General features: G+C 69.5%; 20 protein-coding genes. 10 read left to right on the top strand and 10 right to left on the bottom strand.

All coding sequences use genetic code 11. From position 1 onward, the window contains the following. The first annotated feature begins 22 nt into the window (after positions 1-22). A complete protein-coding gene (locus tag EER30_RS20415; RefSeq protein WP_127502096.1) occupies positions 23-760 on the top strand; it encodes a PIG-L deacetylase family protein in 738 nt (245 codons plus the stop codon). A gap of 9 nt (positions 761-769) precedes the next feature. Here EER30_RS20415 and EER30_RS20420 read toward each other — a convergent pair whose 3' ends face one another. The 3 genes from EER30_RS20420 to EER30_RS20430 form a co-directional block, all read right to left on the bottom strand. Continuing rightward, entirely contained in the window at positions 770-1,375 is a 606-nt protein-coding gene (locus tag EER30_RS20420; RefSeq protein WP_127502097.1) for a cupin domain-containing protein, read from the bottom strand. Between the two features lie 33 nt (positions 1,376-1,408). Next, a complete protein-coding gene (locus tag EER30_RS20425) occupies positions 1,409-2,278 on the bottom strand; it encodes an aminoglycoside phosphotransferase family protein (RefSeq protein WP_127502098.1) in 870 nt (289 codons plus the stop codon). A gap of 80 nt (positions 2,279-2,358) precedes the next feature. Further along, on the bottom strand, positions 2,359-2,943 hold the full coding sequence (locus EER30_RS20430; protein WP_240670177.1) for a TetR/AcrR family transcriptional regulator: 585 nt from the start codon (positions 2,941-2,943) through the stop codon (positions 2,359-2,361). A gap of 54 nt (positions 2,944-2,997) precedes the next feature. On the opposite strand from EER30_RS20430, the gene EER30_RS20435 reads away from it, so the two are divergent. Further along, on the top strand, positions 2,998-3,783 hold the full coding sequence (locus EER30_RS20435) for an SDR family NAD(P)-dependent oxidoreductase (RefSeq protein WP_127502099.1): 786 nt from the start codon (positions 2,998-3,000) through the stop codon (positions 3,781-3,783). Between the two features lie 41 nt (positions 3,784-3,824). On the opposite strand, the gene EER30_RS20440 is transcribed toward EER30_RS20435, so the two are convergent. Both EER30_RS20440 and EER30_RS47160 read right to left on the bottom strand, forming a co-directional pair. Beyond that, on the bottom strand, positions 3,825-4,346 hold the full coding sequence (locus EER30_RS20440) for a hypothetical protein (protein WP_127502100.1): 522 nt from the start codon (positions 4,344-4,346) through the stop codon (positions 3,825-3,827). Further along, the gene (locus tag EER30_RS47160; protein ID WP_164842406.1) at positions 4,324-4,491 is read right to left on the bottom strand and encodes a hypothetical protein; all 168 of its coding nucleotides are present in this window, start codon (positions 4,489-4,491) and stop codon (positions 4,324-4,326) included. Before EER30_RS47160 ends, EER30_RS20440 begins: the two co-directional genes overlap by 23 nt. Positions 4,492-4,535: 44 nt before the next feature. On the opposite strand from EER30_RS47160, the gene EER30_RS48750 reads away from it, so the two are divergent. The 3 genes from EER30_RS48750 (at position 4,536) to EER30_RS20455 (ending at position 7,278) form a co-directional block, all read left to right on the top strand. Further along, a complete protein-coding gene (locus tag EER30_RS48750) occupies positions 4,536-5,822 on the top strand; it encodes a polymorphic toxin-type HINT domain-containing protein (RefSeq protein WP_240670200.1) in 1,287 nt (428 codons plus the stop codon). Then, on the top strand, positions 5,819-6,013 hold the full coding sequence (locus EER30_RS20450; RefSeq protein WP_127502102.1) for a hypothetical protein: 195 nt from the start codon (positions 5,819-5,821) through the stop codon (positions 6,011-6,013). The genes EER30_RS48750 and EER30_RS20450 overlap by 4 nt, the downstream gene beginning before the upstream one ends. Before the next feature lie 752 nt (positions 6,014-6,765). Beyond that, a complete protein-coding gene (locus EER30_RS20455) occupies positions 6,766-7,278 on the top strand; it encodes a DUF1440 domain-containing protein (RefSeq protein WP_127502103.1) in 513 nt (170 codons plus the stop codon). On the opposite strand, the gene EER30_RS20460 is transcribed toward EER30_RS20455, so the two are convergent. Together EER30_RS20460 and EER30_RS20465 are read right to left on the bottom strand one after the other, a co-directional pair. Continuing rightward, positions 7,275-7,958, bottom strand: a complete 684-nt coding sequence (locus EER30_RS20460; RefSeq protein WP_127502104.1) for a response regulator — start codon at positions 7,956-7,958, stop codon at positions 7,275-7,277. The two genes, EER30_RS20455 and EER30_RS20460, sit on opposite strands and share 4 nt — an antisense overlap. Next, the gene (locus EER30_RS20465) at positions 7,955-9,478 is read right to left on the bottom strand and encodes a sensor histidine kinase (RefSeq protein ID WP_127502105.1); all 1,524 of its coding nucleotides are present in this window, start codon (positions 9,476-9,478) and stop codon (positions 7,955-7,957) included. The genes EER30_RS20460 and EER30_RS20465 overlap by 4 nt, the downstream gene beginning before the upstream one ends. An 80-nt stretch (positions 9,479-9,558) precedes the next feature. On the opposite strand from EER30_RS20465, the gene EER30_RS20470 reads away from it, so the two are divergent. Together EER30_RS20470 and EER30_RS20475 are read left to right on the top strand one after the other, a co-directional pair. Beyond that, a complete protein-coding gene (locus tag EER30_RS20470; protein ID WP_127502106.1) occupies positions 9,559-10,917 on the top strand; it encodes a cation:dicarboxylate symporter family transporter in 1,359 nt (452 codons plus the stop codon). Positions 10,918-11,002: 85 nt separating this feature from the next. Then, positions 11,003-12,826: a serine/threonine-protein kinase gene (locus tag EER30_RS20475; protein WP_240670178.1), complete on the top strand. Its 1,824-nt coding sequence runs from the start codon at positions 11,003-11,005 to the stop codon at positions 12,824-12,826. Positions 12,827-12,873: 47 nt separating this feature from the next. Here EER30_RS20475 and EER30_RS47165 read toward each other — a convergent pair whose 3' ends face one another. After that, positions 12,874-13,620, bottom strand: coding sequence for a hypothetical protein (locus tag EER30_RS47165; protein ID WP_164842407.1), 747 nt, complete (start codon positions 13,618-13,620; stop codon positions 12,874-12,876). A gap of 237 nt (positions 13,621-13,857) precedes the next feature. Between EER30_RS47165 and EER30_RS20490 the strand changes: the two genes are divergently transcribed. Then, positions 13,858-14,304, top strand: coding sequence for a hypothetical protein (locus tag EER30_RS20490; protein ID WP_127502108.1), 447 nt, complete (start codon positions 13,858-13,860; stop codon positions 14,302-14,304). Between the two features lie 145 nt (positions 14,305-14,449). Here the strand turns inward: EER30_RS20490 and EER30_RS20495 are convergent, their stop codons facing one another. Further along, on the bottom strand, positions 14,450-15,784 hold the full coding sequence (locus EER30_RS20495; protein WP_127502109.1) for an MFS transporter: 1,335 nt from the start codon (positions 15,782-15,784) through the stop codon (positions 14,450-14,452). Positions 15,785-15,854: 70 nt separating this feature from the next. Between EER30_RS20495 and EER30_RS20500 the strand changes: the two genes are divergently transcribed. Continuing rightward, entirely contained in the window at positions 15,855-16,055 is a 201-nt protein-coding gene (locus EER30_RS20500; protein ID WP_205650319.1) for an SbtR family transcriptional regulator, read from the top strand. An 86-nt stretch (positions 16,056-16,141) separates the two neighbouring features. Here EER30_RS20500 and EER30_RS20505 read toward each other — a convergent pair whose 3' ends face one another. Beyond that, positions 16,142-19,615 (bottom strand): PAS domain-containing hybrid sensor histidine kinase/response regulator, encoded by a 3,474-nt coding sequence (locus tag EER30_RS20505; protein ID WP_164842408.1) that lies wholly within the window; start codon positions 19,613-19,615, stop codon positions 16,142-16,144. A gap of 73 nt (positions 19,616-19,688) precedes the next feature. Between EER30_RS20505 and EER30_RS20510 the strand changes: the two genes are divergently transcribed. Further along, positions 19,689-21,686, top strand: a complete 1,998-nt coding sequence (locus EER30_RS20510) for a hybrid sensor histidine kinase/response regulator (RefSeq protein WP_240670179.1) — start codon at positions 19,689-19,691, stop codon at positions 21,684-21,686. Positions 21,687-21,775 lie beyond the last annotated feature (89 nt).

A 21,775-nucleotide genomic window follows, 5' to 3' on the forward strand; every position in this document is an offset into this window, starting at 1 on the left:
GTTTTCTGGGCATGATGGGCTCATGACCGATGACGTTCAGTGGAAGCCTGTCGACGAGGACTGGCAGCGCGCGATCGCGATCGTGGCGCACCCCGACGACATGGAGTGGGGTGCCGCCGCGGCCGTCGCGCGTTGGACCGGGCAGGGCAAAGACATCGTCTACGTGATGCTGACCAGCGGCGAGGCCGGCATCGACGGCATGGATCCCGACGAGGCCGGCCCGGTGCGCGAGGTCGAGCAGCGCGCGTCGGCCGCGATCGTCGGCGTGCCGCAGGTCGAGTTCCTGGGGCTGCCCGACGGCGTCCTCGAATACGGCGTCGCGCTGCGGGCGATCCTGGCGCGGGTGATCCGTGTGCACCGGCCCGAGATCGTGCTCACCAACAACTTCCGGGAGAGCTGGGACCCGGCCGGCGAGGTGCTCAACATGGCCGACCACATCGCGACCGGCCGGGCCGTGGTCGACGCCGTGCGCGACGCCGGCAACCGCTGGGTCTTCCGCGACCAGATCGAGGAGGGCCTCGAGAAGTGGGGCGGCGTCCGCCAGGTGTGGGCGATCGGCTCGCCCCGCGCCACCCACGGCGTCGACATCACCGCGACCTTCGACGCCGGTGTGCGCTCGCTCGAGGCGCACGGCGTCTACATCCGCGGCCTCGGCGAGGGCACGTTCGACGCCGAGGAGTTCCTCGACAGCTTCAACCGGCAAGCCGGCACGCGCCTGGGCGTCAAGTACGCGACCGGTTTCGAGGTCTTCCAGTTCTAGGGGGCTGAGTTAGACGGTCAGATAGGTCAGCTCGACCACGAACCATTCGCCCGGGCTGATCTTCAAAGGCCCGCCCGGGTGAAACGACACCTCGCCGTCGAGGGACGCGACGACGTGGGGAACGGCGGCGAGGTCGAGCTCGCCCTCCGAGGAGATCCAGACTTTCACGTCACGATGCAGGATCACCGGGAGGCGGCCGTCGCCGGTGGCCGGGCCGGGCCGCTGCCCCTGGACGCTGCGGTCGCCCGGCCCGATGTCGGCCGGGGACGGCAGGTTCTCGCCGAGATCCTTCAGCTCGACGAGGCGGTTGCGGTAGAACCGGTCGCCGATGTTGGTCAGCCGGTGCACGGGCGAGAGCGGCCGATAGACCGACCCGCCGCGATATTCGTTCAGGAAGCGGGGCTCGCTGCCGTCCAGCCAGTCCATGCGCGCCTCGGAACCGTCAAGGCTCAGCACGACGTACGGGTTGTGGTGCAGATGCCACGGGTGGGTCTCGCCGGGCTGCAGCGCGACGTCCCAGACCCGTACCACCGGGTTGTCCAGCAGAACCGACTGGCCGACGTCGTCGAGAACGATCCGCTCACCGGCGGGGGAGTGCACGATCTGACCCTTCACGCGCACCACCTCATCATCAGCCTTTGATCTCTGTCAAAAGCCGACCCGAGCCAGCGTACGTCGTCCCGTGCGGGCCATCGCCGGGTTGGTGTCCTCGTAGTACCAGACCAGCCCCATCGCCTGCACGAACGCCCACGCGCGCCCACGTTCCCATTCGAGGTCGTCGACTTTGAGCGTCGACCGGAGCACCTGCCGGGGACCGTCGTCGAGCATGTCCCAGCCGCTGACCAGATCGAGCGCCGGGTCGGCCGGGCCGAGCCCACCCACGTCGAGCACCCCTTCGAGGCGGCCGTTGCGCACCAGGACGTTGCCGGGCATCAGGTCGCCGTGATTCATGACGTCGGGCGCGGTGCGTGGCAGTTCCCGCAGTCGCGCCCACAGGCTTTCCAGACGGCGTACGTCGAGAAGCCCTTCGCTGCGCCGCAGGCAGAGCTCGACCCACTCGTCGTGGGTCCGCAGATCACCGCCGCGGTGCGTGCCCTCGAAGGTGCGTCCGCGGGTGTCGATCGCGCGTACCCCCGCGATGAACTCGGCCAGATCGCGGGCGAAGTCGTCACCCAGCGTCTGATCGGTGAGGATCTCGCCGGGTAGCCACGTCTGCACCGACCACGGCAGCGGGTAATCGGGGCCGGGCTCACCGAGCGCGACGGGTTCCGGGGTGGCGAAGCGGGTGCGGCCGAGCAGTTCGTTCGCGGCGGCGGCCTCGGCGGCGAGCCATTGCCGGGCGTCTTCACGCGGCTGCAGCGGCAACCGGGCGGTCAGGCGATCGCCGATCCGGAAGATCGCGTTGACCGTGCCATCACTGGCCACGCGCCGGATCGGCAGGTCGCGCCACGCGGGGAACTGCTCGTCGATGAGCGCGCGAACGGTCTTTTCGTCGATGTCGAGCTGATCGGCGTGCATCACTGGCAGCTGGCTCCGTCGGGTGGGGAGAGCGGGCGGCTGCATTGTGTCTCGTCCCGGGTCCGGCTCGCATCGTGGTTTCAGCGGGCGGCCTGCCGCACCGCGTCGAACGCGTCGGTCAGCAGGTTGCCCAGCGGGACAGCGCCCTTCTCGCGGGTCCAGATCTCGCCGGCCGCGTCGAGGCAGGCGATCGCGCTGGTGATGACCGCGGCCGCCTGCAGGTCGCCCGACGCGGTGCCCAGCCGGCGCTTCACCTCGGGCAGCAGATCGGACTGCCACCGCAGGTGCTTCTCGAGGCTGCGGGCGCGCAGGGACGGCACCCCGTACATCATCTCGGAGATCTTGAGGAGCCGCGCGCGGTCGCCGCCACCGTCGTCGATCAGCAGCAGCACGTTGAGCAGGGCCGTCCAGACCGGCTCGTCGTCGGGGCGGGCGGCCAGGGCGTCGCGGATCAGGGCACCGTCGCCGGCCAGGTGGGACAGGACGATGTCCTCCTTGGTGCCGAAGTAGCGGAACAGGGACCGTCGCGAGATGCCCGCCGCCGCGGCGATGTCGTCGAACGTCGTCTCCTCGAATCCCTTCTGCAGGAACAGATCCATCGCGACCGTGCCGACCTCGGCGATCGCCGCCTGCCGGGTGCGGCTCCACAGCCCCTCGTTGCTCACGCTGCCAGTATAGGCCTATTGACACTCAGTGCCAGACAGGCCTACGGTGCCAGCATGAAGCCAGTCGACTATCGCCAGCAGACCGTCCTTGTCACCGGCGCCAGCGCGGGCATCGGCGCCGAATTCGCCCGCGGCCTGGCCGCCCGAGGCGCGTCCCTCGTCCTGGTCGCCCGCCGCCGCGATCGCCTCGACGCCCTCTCGGCCCAGATCGGCGGCCGAGTCATCGCGCTTGACCTCAGCGAACCCGGGGCCGGCCCGGCCCTCGCGGGCGAACTGGCCGCGCGCGGCATCGAGGTCACCAGCGTCGTGAACAACGCCGGCTTCGCCAACCACGGCGGGTTCCACACGCACGACCTGGCCGACCTGCGCCGCGAGATAGCGGTCGACGTGACCAGCGTCGTCGAGATCAGCCGTACGTTCATCGAGCCTCTACGCCGCCGCGGCGACGGCTTCCTCGTGAACGTGGCGAGCATGGCCGGCTATCAGGCCAGCCCGACGATGGCCGTCTACGGCGCGGCCAAGGCCTTCGTGCTGAGCTTCACCGAGGCCCTCTGGTACGAGTCCCGCGGCACCGGCCTGCGCGTGCTGGCCGTCTCACCCGGCGCGACGGACACCGAGTTCTTCGATGTGGCCGGCGAGAACTCCGCGGCCGGCGCCCGCCGCGTGGCCCCGGCCGACGTGGTCGCCACGACGTTCGCCGCCCTGGCCCGCCGCAACCCGCCACCCAGCGTCGCCGTCGGACGCGCGAACCGCTTCGCCGCCGCGGCCGGGCGGGTCCTGCTCACCCGCCGCGGGTCGACCGTCCTGATCGGTTCGATGATGCGCCGGGCCACCGCCTGAACCCGGCCGCCGTTGGCTCGGTCGTCATGCCAGGCGCCGATTCAGAGGTCGTCGCAGGTGTTGCGCACGTCGACGACAAGCTGGGCGATCCGCCCGACCTGGAACGTGACCACGGCCTGCTGCACCTGCTGCGCCTGGGTGGCCAGGGTGACGTACTGCTGGTCGGCCTTGCCCGCCGCCTGAGCGAGAGCGATGCCCGCGCCGAGCCGATAGGTGTTCGCCTCGGTGACCGTCTCGGGCTTCCAGTCGCTCGGCACCCGCTCGAAGACCCCGCAGGCGGCGGCCGCGTCTTCGGCCGCGCCGTCCTGGCTCTGCCCCACGAACGAACTGGCCGCCCACAGAATCCCGACGACGAGCGCCCCCACCACCGCGCCGGCCGCCCCGGCGAAGAGCAGTTTCCGGGTCCGGTTGTCACTCGGCGGGGAATCCGGCTGTGCTTCCCAACCGGCCGCCGGAACGCCCGCCGCGGGCCCGGGTGCTCCCCACTGGGCGCTGTCCGGCTGAGCGCCCTCGGGCGACCCCGGCGCTGACGGGAACGGCTCAGGAGACTGCGGCGTAGTCATAGCCGGAAGAATCCCACATCACCCAGATCCTGATCACCTCGGCGTCAAAATCCCAATCCGGCCAGTCGGCGACATGAGCCGTGTTGTCGAGCCAGTGCCGGGCCAGGCTCACATCGCCCTCGACGCGGAGCTCGCTGAGCGGCATACGGCGAGGACCGAGCCAGCGCGAACACGACGCTGTGGCCTGACCTGACCCGCGGCTACCTCGGCGCGCCGAGGAGCCTTGCCACCGGGTACACCGACGTTGGCGCCCGCAAGTACGACCCCGCCTTGGGCAGCTTCATCAGCGCGGACCCGCTGCTGGTCACGAGCGACCCGGCCCAGCTCGGCGGCTACACCTACGCCGGCGACAATCCGGTCACCAACTCCGACCCGTCCGGCCTCCGTGTCGACCCCGAGGAGAGCGGCTGCGAAGAAGGCAACGGCGGTAGCTGCAACGGACACGTGACCCCCGACCTCGACGACGACGAGGACGGCGGCGACGAAGAGTTAGATCCGATCCCGACCAAAGACAATGGTGACGGCACGGGCAGCGTCGGCGGTGTGAAAGTGACCGTCGACCAGCTCAGGGTCGCCATCCACGTCTACGGCTTCCTCGTCAACGACAACTATCACCGGCTCCGGAACTCCCTCGGCTCGGAGTTCGATGCACTGAGCGACGAGCGAAAGCTGCTCTGGGCCATGGATCTGGCCTGCGGGACCATGAAGATCTGCGAGGCCGTGTATGCCAACGAGGTCCACAACCAGCAGGCGGTCACGGCGGTTAAGGCAGGCGGCTTCGACACGCAGGCGGCGTCAGACGCCAAGGAAGCCGGTTCCGATGTAAACGGGGCTGGCGGCGGCCCCAGCTCAATTGCCAAAATGGCCAAGCCGACCAAGAACACGATTGAGACCTACAACGCGCTCAAGGAACTGGCGCAAGGAGTCAAGAAGGCCTGTATCCGACACAACAGCTTCTCGCCCGAGACCCTCGTGCTCCTGGCTGACGGCACGACAAAGCCGATCGCCGAGATTGAAGTTGGCGACGAAGTGCTCGCCACCGACCCGGAAACGGGCGAGACCGACGGAGAACGGGTCGAGGCCCTCCATGTAAACGTCGATTCCGCGCTAGTCGACCTTGTCGTCGGGTCCGCCGATGGCCGCGCCGCGACGATCCACACCACAGCGGAGCACCCGTTCTGGATTCCCGAGCGCCAGCAGTGGATCGACGCCGGCACCGTCCGGCCAGGTGACTACCTCGGCGCCCAAGCATCCCAAGATCCCGTGAAGGTCGGCACAGTAAGCACGTTCATTGGCCGCCGAACGATGTACAACCTCACGGTCGCCGACCTGCACACGTACTATGTACTCGCCGGGACCACGCCGGTACTCGTTCACAAAGCTGTCCTGTCCCAATTTCGAAGGGTCGCTGGGATCACATATGGGATCGGCATGTTGTTCGTGGCGGCGAGTTCCCCAACAAGAGCAAGTTCTTGACGACGAGCAAAGCGAAGATCCAGAAAATGATCAATCGCGCACTCGATGGCCAGACCGGCGACGGGGCATACTACTACAAGTTTCCGAATGCGATCGGCCGGGACGGCGCTGGGAATGACCAGTACTACATTCGAGTCGTGGTTCGTGATCGAAAACTCATCACGGCCTTCCCGTCTGACGGGCCCGAGTGATGCACGGTCGTGACACCGAACTCTCGCTCAAGGAGGCGTCGTGGGCGTAGATGTTGCCCTCATGCGCGTGGAGCAACGGGGCAGCAGTCCGAGGCGGCGGGGTGCGGGTCAAGTGGACGTTGTTCTCGATCTTCACGACAGATTCGCTCGTCTTTGTGAATCGAGTACGCTCCCCATGCTGAGTCGAGTGGATCCCTATGGGACTCTGATCTTGAGTTCGAGCGAGATGGATCAGTTCATCTCGGAAATCGAGGTCGAATTCTTGCGGGTCGCAGATCCTGCAGTGCAGGAGTTCCTGAAAAGCGTGCTCAGGCTGGCTCGTGAATGTCGGGATCAAGAGGCAATGCAACTTCGTCTTGACGGAGATTGAGATCTCATGCGGAATCCGTTGTCGGCCGTCGTGAGGTCAATACGCTCGTCTTTTACCGGGTAATGAATATCGGTCTTTGACGGCAACGCAGCCGGACGCCGACGGCCAGGCCCGAGGCCCGCGGGCGTCCCAGGACGTCCGTCGGCCTCGCGCGGCCGGCCGGGTCCGGGGTCACGGGACGCCTTTCGGAAAAGAACTCCCCGACGACCCGATTCAAGGCAACACAGAGCGGCGCCGGGGAGTAGGAAGAACTGAGACGTGCGGCACTGTGCCCGCTCGGGGCTGCGGCCAGGGGTAATGCCCGGGTGTCACGCGGGCGCGAGTGGCCCGTGCGCGGCGACATGCTGGAGCGGACAGGACGACCGAAGAAGGGGGAACAGCCATGACCCGTACGACTCCTCTGGGAGCCGTGACCCGTGGTCTCATCGCCGGTGCGATCGGGACGATGGCGATGGACGCGCTGCTCTACTGGCGGTACCGGCGCGGGGGCGGCAAGGACGACTTTCTGTCCTGGGAGTTCTCCAAGACCGTGCTGACCTGGGACGACGCCCCGGCCCCGGCACAGGTCGGCCGCCGGCTCTTCGAGGGGCTCTTCCAGCGCACGCTGCCCGACAGCCAGGCCAAGCTCGTCAACAACATCATGCACTGGGGCTACGGCATCGTGAACGGCGGCGCGTACGGGCTGCTCGCCGGTTCGCTGCCGAAGGCGCGCATCGCCTACGGCCCGTTCTTCGGCGCCGGCGTCTGGCTCGCCGGTTACGCCGTCCTGCCGCCCGCGGGCCTCTACAAGCCCATCTGGGAGTACGACGCCAAGGTCCTCGCCAACGACCTCAGCGCGCACCTGCTCTTCGGCACCGTCACCGCCGCCACCTTCCGAGGGCTGCAAGAGATCTAGACCCGGCGATACTCGACCTCCGGCCGCCCGGGCCCTCCGTAGCGGGGACTGCGGGCCACCTGCCCGGTCTCGGCGAGATGTTCGAGGTAGCGCCGCGCGGTGACCCGGGAGGCGCCCATCCGCGCGGCCACCTCGGCCGCCGACAGACCCGCCGGTCCGGTAGCGCCGCGCAGCACGCCCAGGATCAGGTCGAGGGTGCCCTGGTCGAGCCCTTTGGGCAGCGAGTCGGGCGACGAGCCGCGCAGCGCGGCCAGGGCGCGGTCGATCTCGTGCTGGGCCGCGAGCTGGGAATCCCCGAGCAGTTGGTGACGGTAACGGGCGTATCCGAGAAGTTTCTCCCGGAAGGTCGCGAACGTGAACGGCTTGAGCAGGTAGTGCGTCACGCCCAGCGACACCGCCGAGCGCACCATGGCCAGGTCGCGGGCCGACGTCACGACCAGCACGTCGGTGCCGATGCCGGCGGCGCGCAGGGCCCGGGTCAGCTCGAGGCCGTTCATGTCGGGCAGGTTCAGGTCGAGCAGCACCAGGTCGACGGCGGTCGAGCGCAGCGTCGCCATCGCCCGCTGCGCCGTGTGCGCGACCCCCGCCACCTCGAAGCCCGAGACCCTTCCCACGTACGCCGCGTGGGCCTCGGCGATCAGCGGCTCATCCTCGACCACGAGGACCCGGATGGCGGTCACGGGCGCACCGGAAGCCGTACGGTGATCAACGCTCCTCCGCCCGGAGCCGCGCCCACGTCGATGCTCCCGCCGTGCCGGTCGGCCACCTGCTTGACGAGGGCCAGCCCCAGCCCACGACCGGCGGCCTTGGTCGACCACCCGCGCTGGAACGCCCGGACGGCCGACAGCCCGGGCCCGGTGTCGCCGACGCGCACCACGACCTCGCCGTCCGACTCGACCACCAGCACGGTCACCTCCCTCGGCGGCTCGGTTCCGGCCACCGCCTCCAGCGCGTTGTCGACGAGGTTGCCGACCACGGTGAGCAGATCGCGGCCGGGCAGCGGGGTGCCGCCGAGCCGTGAGGCATCGTCCACCACGAGCTGCACGCCCCGCTCGGCGGCCTGCGCCGATTTCCCGAGCAACAACGCGGCCAGGGCCGGCTCGCTGACCGCGCCCACGACCTGGTCGGTGAGCTGCTGAGCCACCTCGAGCTCGGCGGTCGCCAGGCGTACGGCCTCCTCGGTGCGGCCCAGCTCGACCATCGTCAGCACCGTGTGCAGCCGATTCGCGGCCTCGTGGGCCTGCGAGCGCAGCGCCTCGGTGAGCCCGCGTACGGAGTCGAGCTCGCCGGTCAGCGCGCGCAGCTCGGTGTGGTCACGCAGGGTCAGCACGGTGCCGACGGTCTGGCCCTCGGAGCGGATCACCCGCTGGTTGGCGATCAGGATGCGGTCGCCGGCCAGCACCGGCTCGTCGGCCACCGGGGCCTTCGACGCGAGCAACTCCTTGATCTCGGGCGGCAGGTCGTCGCCGAGCAGCCGGCGACCCTCGTCGTTGACCAGCGTGACCTGACCGGCGCGGTCGGCCACGACCAGGCCTTCGCGCACCGAATGGAGAACCGCGTCGTGGTACTCGTACATTCTGGTCATCTCGGCCGGGCCGAGGCCGTGGGTCTGCCGACGCAGCCTGCGGCTGAGCAGCCACGAACCACACGCCGCGAGCAGCAGGGCCAGGGCGGTCGGAACGGCTACGGCCGGCGTACGGCGCAGAAGGTTCTCATTGATCGCCTCGGTCGTGATGCCGACGGACACGAGCGCGATCACCCGGCCGCCGTCACGCACCGGCACGACCGTACGGACTGACTCACCCAGCGTGCCCACGCTCGTTTCGACAACCGTGCCGCCGTCGAGCGCCTTCTGGATCGACCCGATGAAGGGATGGCCGATCAGTTCGGGTTTGGTGTGCGTGAAGCGGGTGCGGTCGGGCGCCATGACCACGATGAAGTCGGTCTCGGTGGCCAGGCGAACACTTTCGGTGTACGGCTGCAGCACCGTGGACGGATTCGGCCCACGCACCGCCTCGAGGACCGTGGGGGAGTGCGCGACCGCCTGCGCGATGCCGATGACCTGGTCGACCGCGGCCTGCTCGGCGTCGTCGCGGGCCAGCAGCACCGCTCCAGCCGTCCCGATCGCCACCAAGGCCGTGACGACCAGCACCTGGAGGATGAAGAGCTGCCGAGCGATGCTCCCCTTTGCTATCGGCATGTTTCGGTCTCGGATCTCCGCAGTAAACAGAATGAACGCAATGTCGCCCTCTATATGAGACGCAGGACACAGTCTGCGGCATGGAGACCCAGAGCCCCACCCCGCGGGTCCGGCGGGACAGAACGCACTACCTCTATCTGGCGGTGATCGTCGCAGTCGTGGCCGGCATCGCCGTCGGCTTTGCGGCTCCTGACGTCGCCAAGGAACTCAAGCCCATCGGTACGGGCTTCGTGAACCTGATCAAGATGATGATCGCCCCGGTCATCTTCTGCACGATCGTGCTCGGCGTCGGCTCGATCCGGCAGGCGGCCAAGGTCGGTCGCGTCGGCGGTCTCGCGCTCGGCTACTTCCTCGTCATGTCGACCGCGGCGCTGGCCATCGGTCTCGTCGTCGGCAACATCGTGCACCCCGGCTCCGGCCTGCACCTGAGCGAGACCGCCGCGGCGGCCGGCCAGAAGGCGGCGGGCGGCGCGGCCGACGAGAGCCTGGCCGACTTCATCCTCGGCATCATCCCGAACAGCCTGGTGTCGGCGCTGACCGACGGCGAGGTGCTCGAGACCCTGCTGGTGGCGCTGCTGGTCGGCTTCGCCGTGCAGGCGCTCGGCCGCCGCGGCGAGCCCGTGCTCAACGCCATCTCGATCGCCCAGCGGGTCGTCTTCCGGATCCTCGCCATGATCATGTGGCTGGCCCCGATCGGCGCGTTCGGCGCGATCGCCGCCGTGGTCGGCGAGACCGGTGTGGACGCACTCAAGAGCCTGGCCCAGATCATGCTCGGTTTCTACGTGACCTGCGCGATCTTCGTCTTCGTGATCCTGGCCGCGATCCTCTGGTTCTTCGCCCGCATGAGCATCTTCTCGCTGCTCAAGTACCTCGGCCGCGAGTTCCTGCTGATCCTGTCGACCTCGTCGTCCGAGTCGGCGCTGCCGCGGCTCATCGCCAAGATGGAGCACCTGGGCGTCAGCAAGCCGGTCGTCGGCATCACCGTCCCGACCGGATACTCGTTCAACCTCGACGGTACGGCGATCTACCTCACGATGGCGTCGCTGTTCATCGCCGAGGCCCTGGACAAGCCGCTGAACATCGGCGAGCAGATCTCCCTGCTGGTCTTCATGATCATCGCGTCCAAGGGTGCGGCCGGCATCACCGGCGCGGGCCTGGCCACGCTGGCCGGCGGCCTGCAGAGCCACCGCCCCGAACTGGTCGACGGCGTCGGCCTGATCGTCGGCATCGACCGGTTCATGTCCGAGGCCCGCGCGCTGACCAACTTCGCCGGCAACGCCGTGGCCACCGTCCTGATCGGCACCTGGGTCGGCGAGATCGACCGGGAGAAGACCCGCGCCGTGCTGGCCGGAGAGGACCCGTTCGACGAGAAGACCATGCTCGACGATCCGCACGCGACCGATGACGCTCCGGAACTCGTGACGGTCACCAAAGCCTGACTCTCCGCGGCCCGGCCTTCCTCGTCCCCCCGAGAAGGCCGGGCCGCTCCCTTTTTCGCGTTTTCGGGGTGAGTAGCATGTCCGGGTGCTGTCCCCCGGAGCCTTCCTGAACGATCGATACCACCTGACCCAGCGCATCGCCGCCGGTGGCATGGGTGAGGTCTGGCGTGGTGAGGACACGCTGCTGCACCGCCCCGTCGCGGTCAAGGTGGTGCTGCCGGGCCTCATGGCCGACCAGGAGTTCATGGCCCGCTTCCGCACCGAGGCCCGCATGATGGCCGCGCTGCGCCACCCCGGCATCGTCCAGGTCTACGACTACGGCGAGAGTGCCGCGGCCGGCGGCGGGCGCCTCGACTACCTGGTCATGGAGTTCATCGAGGGCGTCTCGCTGGCCAAGCGCATCGAGCAGGCCGGCCGCCTGAGCCCCGACGAGACGATGACCGTCGTCGCGCAGGTCGCCGACGCGCTGCAGGTGGCCCACGAGGCCGGCATCGTGCACCGCGACGTCAAACCGGCCAACCTGCTCGTACGCCCCAACGGCTCGATCGTGCTGGTCGACTTCGGTGTCGCCCGGTCGGCCGCGGGCAACGGTCTGACCGGCACGAACGTGGTGCTCGGCTCGGTCAACTACATGGCCCCCGAACAGGCCGAAGGGAAAAAGGTCACACCGGCCACCGACGTGTACGCCCTCGGCGCCGTCGCCTACTGCTGCCTGACCGGCCGCCCGCCCTACGTCGGTGACAACCCGCTGCAGGTGATGTCACAGCTCGTGTACGGGGATCTGCCCGCTCTGCCGGGCGACGTGCCCCCGCCGGTGGCCGCCCTGGTGCTGCGGACGCTCGCCAAGGACCCGGCGCAGCGGTTCGCGAGCGCGGCCGAGCTGGCCGCCGCGGCCCGCAACCCGGGGCGCGGGGCGGCGATGCGGCCGCCTACGCAGGCGACCCGGCCCTTCCCGGGGGCGCCCTCGCAGACGTCGGGGCGGATGCCGATTCCCGGGGGCGGCTATCCCACGGGCCGGCAGGGTTACCCGTCCGGTTCCCAGCAGGGTTACCCGTCCGGTCCCCAGCAGAATTACCCGTCCGGGCCTCAGCAGGGCTTCCCGTCCGGGCCTCATCCGATGCAGGGCACCCGGCCGATGAACGCCGCGCCGGGCGGTTACCAGCAGGGCCGGGTGCAGACCGGGGGCCCGTCGGGTGGGCGTGCGTCGGTCGGCGCGGCGGCGGCCGTCCCGCCCGCGATGGCCGAGTCCGACTACTTCGATTCCGGTCCCGAGCCCCGGTCCGGTTCCGGCGGCAACCGTCGCAGCCTCGTGATCGCGGCCGCCGTGGTGGCGGTCGTGCTCGGCATCGGCGGCATCGGCATCGCCCTGCTCAACAACGGTGACCCGGATCAGGGCCCGTCGACCGGTGGCAACCTGGCCGCCGGGGCCGGCCCGAGCGAGCAGACCGACGACGACGCGCAACCCGCCTCCACCGGCAAGCCCACCACCACCAAGAAGCCGAAGCCCACCACCAAGACGCCCAAGGGTGAAAATAGCCCCAGCGTCGATCCCAGCCCCTCCGAGGCCGTCAATCCGCACACGGCCGAAGAGGTCTGCGGCGCCGGCTACGAGGTGGTCGAGAAGGCCGCCCTGCGCGACGGCGGCAAGGTCGTCGGCCGTGCCTACCTGCTCCGCTCCGAGGACGACGGTCAGGTCTGCGCGGTCACCATCAAGGCGGTCGGCGTCGGCAAGAAGACGGACATGTCGGCGTACGTCGAGGTCGACGGCAAGGACCGCCAGGAAGACTTCGGCGAGGTCGAGTTCTACGCCGGGCCGATGAAGACCGCGGCCCCCGAGGACACCTGCATCAAGTGGGGCGGCTCCATCGGCAACGCCACCTACGACAGCCCGGGCGTCGACTGCGACTGACCCGCTCGAAGGCGGCAACCGGCTCGGTTGCCGCCTTCTGCTCGTGCTCAGAAGAGGCGGACCGCGGACATCTTGTTGTTGAAGTTCTGCGGCAGGGAACTCATCGTGCGGTTCCAGAAGAACTTCGCGCCGTCGGTGCAGTTCTTGTTGACGCAGAAGAACCCGGCCTGCTGACCCGCCTGGCCGCCCTGGATGTGGAACGACGACACCCGGTTGTCCCAGGTGCCACCGCTGACCCGGGGCAGCTTCTTCAGGTCGGAGATGAAGTCGCCCGGGGCGAGCATGAACGATTCGCCGGTGCGGTTGCTGCGGTCGAAGAACGTTCCGGCCACGGCCTCGCGGGCCAGCGCGAACCGCATCCCGCCGTCGCCTTCGTCGTCGCCCTCGCCTTCGTCGTCGCCCTCGTCCGATCCGTCGTCGGAGCCGTCGTCGCCGTTGTTCGAGTCGTCGTCAGGGCACATGCGGATGCACTCGTCGGTGGGCTCGTCCGGCTCTTGCGGCTCCTCGGTCTGGTCGGTCGCGTCGTTGCCGCCGTCCACGCTGAGCAGATCGCTCTCGCTGCTGAAGCTCAATCCGTACGTGGAACTCTGGTAGTCGGCGAAGGCGCTGAAGTCGTCGAAGCCCCGCGCCGCCCCGTTCGGCGTCTGGACGATGTAGATGTCGTCATTGACGTCGATGTTCTCCAGTGGCACGCACCTTCCGTCCATCTGCACGCAGGGGAGGCCGGACGGCGCGGCGAACGCGGGAGCGGCGACGCCGAGGCTGAGTAGGGTCGCCGAGGCGAGAACTGCCATGCTTCTTTTCATTGTGTGACCTTCCAGAGGACAGCACTGTCCCCACCGGGGCGTCCGGTGCTGAGGTTTGACGAGAGGCCGTCGAGGCTTGCCGGTCAATTAAGGCACATGCCAAGACCAGGCAGGATGCCTTTGCCTAACCAGTTCACCCGGCTTTAAACATCAGACTCGAAAATGTTTTAGCCGGTTTTTCCGTTCCCGGGCCGGTGCCGCCGACCGGTGGAATGATTGCTTGCTGTGCTGCAAAGTTTACGTTTCGTCGCGGCCGGGGCGGCCGATCTCAAGATGGGCCATCTCCTCAACATCGAGGAGACCTACAACGCCACGTGCGGACAGCACACGTTCCGCTGGGTCTACCCCATCCAGCACACGACGCACGACCTGACGGCCACCCCGGCGTACGAAGCCGGCGAGCTGACCGGCTTCCGGGTTGCCAGGGGGCTCACGGCGGCGTCGTCGCGGCGAATGCCCCCGATGCTCGGTGACGACTGCTCGCGGGAGGCGGGACAACCGGCCGGCTCAAAGGTCGACGCCATCTGCTTCGAGTCGTCGACCACGTCCTGGGGTCTGCGTATGCGTTCCGGTAACGCGTCTCATTACGTCGAGCTGCGCCGAGAGCCGTCACCGCCGCGGCCCGAGCCCCCGTCCAAATATTCGCCGCCCGACTGCCCGGTCCCGGCCTGAGCGGTGCGCCCGGGGTTCGGGTCGTTCCGGCCTTTCACGTCGGCTTGCCTGGGGGCTCGGGTCTTCCGGCCTTCCGGGTCAGCTTGCCGGGTCTTGGGTCCTTCCGGCTGCTCGTGCTGGCGTGATCCGAGGCCCGGGTCGCTTGCTACGGCCGGGAACCTGCCGCTTGTTCTCGCGGCCCGCGGCGGCTCGTCACGGCCACGGCCCCGGCGGTAACGGCGAGCAGCGTCCCGCCGGAAAAGAAGCCCACCCCTGCGCCCCACGCCTCGGCGACGATCCCGGCGATAGCGGCGCCGGCTGCGCTGCCCGCGTTGGTCGCAACGTTCACCCAGGTACCGGCCTCGGTGGCGAAGCACTCACCGGCCAGGTCGTCGGCAGCCAGATAGGCGACGACGTAGACCGGGGCCAGCGCCGTCCCGGTCACGCACAGCACCAGACCGAGCACCACCAGACCCGAAGTCACCGACGCGGCACTCAGCCCCACCGCGAGCGCGCCGACCAGCATTCCGAGCTGCCGACGGCGATTCGGGCCGAAGTCGCGCCGGGACCAGAACAGTCCACCTGCGACACTGCCCAGGGCGAGGGCCGCCTCCAGCAGTCCGGCCGCTCCGGGCTTGCCGTGGTCCTGAGCCGTGACGGCCAAGCAGGTGTACGCCACACTCGTCCCCGCCCCGACGGCCAGTATGACGGCAAGCAGCCCCCGCAGCCCGCCGGATCGCAACGCCCCCGCACCGAACAGCCCCGCCATTGGGCCTCCGCGCGCGGGCTCGCCCGGGATAGCTGGTTCGGCCGGGATGGCGCGCTCGGCCGGGATGGTGGGCTCGGCCGGTATGGCGGGGACGCCCCCGTTTGCCTGTTCGCCTCTCACCGGCCGCCCTCCCATTCGCTCGCGTTGGAGGGCGACGGGTGTGGTCACCATGCCGAGCGTGCCGACCAGCAGCAGAGCCGCGGTGAGCACGAGCGCCCAGCGCGCCGGCCCGGCGGCGACCAATAGTCCGGCGATGAGCGGACCGACCAGATACAGCGTCTCCTCCACGACCGAGTCCAGGCCGTATGCCCGGGGCTTGAGAGACGTGCCAGCCGTGAGCCGGCGCCAGTTGGCCCGCATCGCCGGCCCCAGCGGCGGCGCAGCGAGCCCGGCCACCGTGATCAGCCCGACCAGCACGACCGGCTCGACGGCCATCGCCGCAGCGACAAGGGCTGAAGCGCACACCAATGCTTGTGGAGGCAACACCACCCGCTGGCTGTATCGCTCGGCGAGACGGGCCTTGGCGGGCATGGTGATCGCGGTGACACCAAACCCGGCCGCCGCGAGACCGGCAGTCGCGAACGAACCAGAGGCTTGCTGAACAGTGAACAGAGAGGCAAGCGGAAAGAGACCGTAGGCAAGACGGCCACCGATGGCTGGCACAAATGTGCGCAGCGCGAACGGCAACTCGAAGACAGCACGGTAACTTCCCACGCCGACAGCACGGGGCATGAAAGAACTCCTCGACACGAAGCAACCGGGAACGGGGGAAGAGCCCGTTCGCTACGGCGGTGTCGAAGTCATGCCGGGACCCTACCCAATGCCCGACGCGGGCGCGCCCCTGCTCGAGGCGGCCCAGCAGTCCGGGGAGGTCCGCCGCGACTTCACCATCGACGACCTGCTGCGCCTGGCCTTCGCCATAGCCTCCGGCGACTTCCCCCGAGCCACCCAACGAGACCACGTGCTGGGCGTAGCCCTGGACGGCCTGACAGTCACCCGCTGAACATCACGAGCGACGCCCCAACGCGTGCGGCGCCGTCATACCGATGCCGTGGCCCCGCGAGCATCACCCTTGATGACGCGGGAGCATCAGCGGCTGTGTGCTGGGGTTCGCAGGATCGTGTCTACCGCGTTGCGGACGGCATCGATTTCGGGATGTAGTGCCGCCAAGGCCTCGACCGCCGCGTCCATATCGCCTGTGCGGCCTTGGTCTTCCAGCAGGCCGCAGGCGTCGGCGGCGGTGGCGGCTCCGATGTTGGCCATGATGCCTTTGAGCTGGTGGGCCTCGTTGCGCAGCGCGGAAGCGTCGTCCAGGGCCAGCGCCTGGCTGATCGTCTCCAGGTGCCCGGGAATGCGATCGATCATCGATCGCAGCAAGCGTTCGATCACCGGGGCGCTCTCGGCCGGGTCGGGTCCGCGCAACTGGTTCAGCCGGGCCTCGATCTGCCCGACGATCGGGCATTCCGCAGCGGGCGGCGCCGCCCAGCGGGCCAGCGCCCCGGCCACGTCCGACGTGACCAGCGGCTTGGCGATGTGCTCGTCCATGCCCGCCTGCAGGCAGCGGGCCCGGTCCTCGGCCAGCGCGCTCGCCGTCAACGCGATGATCGGCACGTGCCGGTCGGCACCCTCCAGCCGGCGGATCTCGGCCGTCGCCGCGTAGCCGTCCATCTCGGGCATCAGGCAGTCCATGAAGACGAGCTGATAGTCCCGGTCGGTAGCCATCCGCACCGCCTCGCGCCCGTTGGTCGCGATGTCCGCGCTGTAGCCCAGGTTTGCCAGGATGCCCAGGGCCACTGTCCGGTTGATGTCGTTGTCCTCGACCAGCAGCACGTGACCACGCCCGGGTGCCGCCGTCGCGGGCGCCGAGGCCGGCTCGTCGACCGAGGTCAGCACCCCGACCAGCGCGTCGTAGAGCTGCGACTGCCGCAACGGTTTGGTGAACGCCGCCGACACCACGTCCGGGTCCGGTTCCGACGGCAGAGCCTGCGGGTTGTCAGTCAGCAGAATCGTCTTCGGCACCGGCGTACCATCCGGCGCGGGGGTCCGTACGCCCGCTGTGTGCACGTCTTGAATCACCAGGTCGATCGGCCGGCCGGTCGCGGCGGCGTCGCGCAGCATCTCGTACGCCGCCTCGCCGCTGTCGACCCCGGTCGCCTGCATCGACCAGGCCCCGAGCTGGTCGACGAGCACCGCCCGGTCGCGCTCGTCCTGGTCGACGATGATGACTCGCAGGCCGTCGAGCGCATGGCTGTCGGACAGGTCCACACCGGCCCGCGCCGCCCGCAGCGTCACCGCGAACCAGAACGTGCTGCCCTGCCCTGGTTCGCTGTGAACGCCGATCTCCCCGCCCATCAGCTCGACCAGATCGCGTGAGATGGCCAGCCCCAGCCCGGTGCCGCCGAAACGCCGGGTCGTGCCCGCGTCGGCCTGCGTGAACGGTTCGAACAGCTTCTCCTGCTGATGCCGGTCGATCCCGATGCCGGTGTCGCGCACCTCGAACCGTACGGGAACGGCGTCGGGACCGGCGGGAATCGAGGCGTCCGGCTTGACCGTGATCGAGACGGAGCCGTACGCGGTGAATTTGATCGCGTTGCCGGCCAGGTTGAGCAGCACCTGGCGCAGCTTGGCCGCGTCCCCGCTGACGGTCGCGGGCAAAGTGGCGTCGCACCCGCCGCTGACCGAGACCGAGCTGGCCGTTCCGGGCGGCGCGACCAGGGCGACCACGTCGTCGACGAGGCGGGGGAGCTGGAAGTTGGTGTCCTCGAGCAGCACCTTGCCGGCTTCGAGTTTCGAGAAGTCGAGCACGTCGTTGATGACCGACAGCAGCGCCGACCCGGCCGTGCTGATGCCCTCGGCGTACCGGCGCTGTTGATCGTCGAGTGTGGAGCCGAGAAGCAGGCCGGTGAGACCGATGACGCCGTTCATCGGTGTGCGGATCTCGTGACTCATCGACGCCAGGAACTGCGACTTGAGCCGGGCCGTCTCGATCGCCTGGTCGCGGGCCTGACCCAGGGCCTGCTCGGTCTCGAGGCGGGCGCTGATGTCGCGGGCGAACGCGTGCAGGTGTGCCGCGCTGTCGTGCCGGATGCGCCACATGGTCAGCTCGACCGGCAGCTCGTGCCCGTCGTGGTGCAGCGCGACGAGTTCGGTCGGGCGGTCGAGCAGCCACTCCCACTCGCGCTGCAGGAAGCGGCGCAGCGCGGAACGGTAGCGGCGCGGCAGCACGGTGTCGGCCACGTTGCGTCCGACGATCTGGTCGTGGGGCCAGCCGAAGACCTGTTCGGCCTGGTGATTCCACTCGAGGATCACGCCGTGCGGGTCCATCGTGAAGAACGGGTCGGCGGCCGCCGCCATGATCATCTCTAGCTGTTCGCGCTCGACCCGCAGCCGGTTCTCGGCCTCGACGCGCGCGGTGATGTCGTGCGCGACCGTCGACGCCCCGATGATGCGCCCGTCGTCGTCGCGCATCGGCGCCATGCTCAGCGACACCTCGATGATGCGGCCGTCCTTGCGCATGCGCTGCGTCTCGTGCTGGGGCAGGGTCAGCCCACGGTTGACCCGTCCGAGCAGGTGCTTCTCCTCGTCGAGCCGGTCGGGCGGCAGCAGCCGGGTGACGTCGTGGCCGATCATCTCCTCGGCGGTGTAGCCGTAGAGGCGCTCGGCGCCCGAGTTCCACGTCTGGATCGTGCCGTCGAGCGCCTTGCTGACGATCGCGTCGTTGGAGGCCTCGACGATCGCGGCCAGCCGGGCGTTCGTGTGGGCCTGCAGCCGGCGCGCGGTCACGTCCTGGATCGCGGCCAGCACCATCGTCTTGCCCTCGGCCTGCACGGGGGAGAGGCTGACGTCGACCGGGAACTCGCTGCCGTCCTTGCGTTGCGCGGTCAGCAGCATGCCCTCGCCCATCGGCCGGGCCGACGGGGTGGAGAAGTAACGGTTGCGGTGCTGCACGTGGACCTTGCGGCTGGCCCCGGGCACCAGCGTCTCGATCGCGGCGCCCACCATCTCGTCGCGGCGATAGCGGAACAGTTCGACCGCACGGTTGTTGGCGTGCACGATCCGCCCGTCGCTGCTCACGCAGACCATCGCCTCGGGCGAGGCGTCGAGCAGGCTGCGGAATTTGCCCTCGGCGAGGCGCATCTGGGTGACGTCGACCCCCGAACCGAAGATCGCGTACGGGCGGCCGCGCCCGTCACGCAGGGCATGCAAGGTCGTCACGAACCAGCGTCCGTCGAGCTCCTCCTCGAAGGCGACCGGGCCGCGGCCGGTCAGCACGTCCCGCTCATGCCGATGGATCTCGGTGATCCGCTCGGGCGCGTGCAACTCGTGGTCGTAGCGCCCGATCGCGCCGCTGATGCCGTGCAGCCGCTCATAGGCAGGGCTGACTATCCGGTAGCGCCCGTCGAGCGTCTTGACGAAAGCCGGCGCTTGCGCCTCCTCATGAAGAGCGGCGAGATGGGCGTACGACTCCAGGCGGTGACGGTTGTTGCGTCGGGCGAGCCGCCATCCGGCCCAGATCAGACCGCCCGCGGCGGCTGCGGCGGCGGCGACGTGTCGGCTGCTCACGGTCAATAACCGTACAAGGGATGAATCCTGCTTTAGTCTTATAACGGACATGAGCAGATGAGGAGAGCCGCCTGTGGCGACGGTGATGGTCGTCGACGATGTGGCCGCCAACCGCGACATCGTCCGGATGCTGCTGGGCTATCGCGGGCACGACGTGATCGAGGCCCACGACGGCGCCGAGGCGCTGCGGCTGGCCCATCTGCACCACCCCGACGTCGTCGTCTCCGACGTGCTGATGCCCGGCATCGACGGGCTCGAGCTCGTGCACCGGTTGCGCACCGACGACGACGAGCTGGCCGCCCAGGCGCCGGTGATCTTCTACACGGCCAACTACCTGGAGCCCGAGACCCGGCCGATCGCCGAGGCGTGCGGGGTCAGCCAGGTCGTACTGCGCTCGCAGGACCCGCACGAACTGCTCGACGCGGTCGACGCGGCCCTGGCCGGCGGGCCCGTCTCGATCGACGCGGTGCCCTCCGGCGACTTCGCCCAGGCCCACGTGCAGGCGGTCAACGCCAAGCTGATCGAGAAGGTGCGCGCCCTGCACCACACCGAGCGGCGCTTCGAGGCGATGGCCGTGGCCTCGCCGGTCGGCATCGCCCTGCTCGACGCGGACGGCGAGGCCGACTACATCAACCCCCGTCTGGCCGAGATCATGCGTACGCCGATGGCCGACCTTCTCGGCCGGGGCTGGCTGGCCTGTCTCGACGCCGCCGCGCGCCGCGACGCCCTCGACCTGCTGCGCGGCAACGCGACCGAGCGCCGGTTCACCCACCGCATCGACCTGCCCGACGGCACCGCCCGCTACCTGCGCCTGCAACTGCGCCACATCCAGGACGACGACGCCGAACTGGCCGGCGGCGTGCTCATGGTCGACGACGTCTCCGACGTGGTGGCGGCCGAGGAGCGCCTGCGCGACGAGTCGCAGCGCCGCCAGGACGAGACCCGCCGCCGCGACGCCGAGCGCCTCGACAGCCTGCGGCGCATGGCCGGCGGCGCCGCGCACGACTTCAACAACATTTTGGGCGCGATCCTCGGATACACCGCGCTCGCGCTGGAATCGATCGAGGAGGCCGACGGGCAGATCCCGGCCCCGGTCTCGGCCAGCCTGCTCGCCGACCTCGACCAGGTCGTCAAGGGCGGCGAACGGGCCAAGGCGCTCACCCAGCAGCTCCTGGCGTTCGGCCGGCGCGAGATCACCCAGCCGACCACGTTCGCCCTCAACGACCTGGTCCGCGACCTTACGGCGACGCTGCGTGAGACCGCCGGGACGGCCGAGGTCACGCTGCAACTCTCGGCCGGACCGATCGACGTGCGGGCCGATCCGCGCCAGATCAGCCAGGTGCTGGTCAACCTGGTCACCAACAGCTGCGACGCGATGCCCGACGGCGGGGCGATCACCGTCGCGACCGCCGTCTCGGACGCCGGGGACGCGGTCGTGACGATCAGTGACACCGGCAGCGGCATGGACGCGGACGTGCTGGACCGCGCGTTCGAGCCGTTCTACACGACAAAACGGTCAACCGGCACGGCCGGCCTCGGTCTCTCCACGGCCCACGGCATCGTCAGTCAGGCCGGCGGCCAGCTCTCCCTGTCCTCGGTCCCCGGCCAGGGCACCACGGCAACCATCAAACTTCCCGCCGTACGGGACCAGGCCGCCCCCGTCACCCCGGCGCCCACGGTCGCGCCCGCTCAGGGTGGCGGCGAGACGCTGCTGCTGGTCGACGACGAGCCCGACCTGCGCGAGGTGACCGCCCGCTTCCTGGGCGGCGCCGGTTACCGCGTGCTGTCGGCGGCGGACGCGGCCGAGGCCCTGCGCCTGCTCGACCGCCACGACCACAAGATCGCCGCGATGATCACCGACGTGGTGATGCCCGGCATGAACGGCCGCCAGCTCGCCCGCGTGGCCAAGCAGCGCCGCCCCGAGCTGCGCGTGGTCTTCGTGTCCGGCTTCGCCGAGGCCCTGATCGACGAGTCCGGCAACAACCTCGAACCGGACTCGCTGATCGTCGCCAAGCCCTACACCCGCGACCAGCTCCTGGCCGGAGTGCAGTCGGTGCTGCGCCAGACGTGAGGCCCCGGCGCTACCGCGCCTGGTTCGCCGGGGCGGCCCTGGTGCTGCTGACGCTGGCCGCGGTGCCCGAGCCGGTGCCGCCTCGTGCC

The sequence above is a fragment of the Actinoplanes solisilvae genome (assembly GCF_003999975.1).
In the GTDB taxonomy this organism is placed as follows: domain Bacteria; phylum Actinomycetota; class Actinomycetes; order Mycobacteriales; family Micromonosporaceae; genus Actinoplanes; species Actinoplanes solisilvae.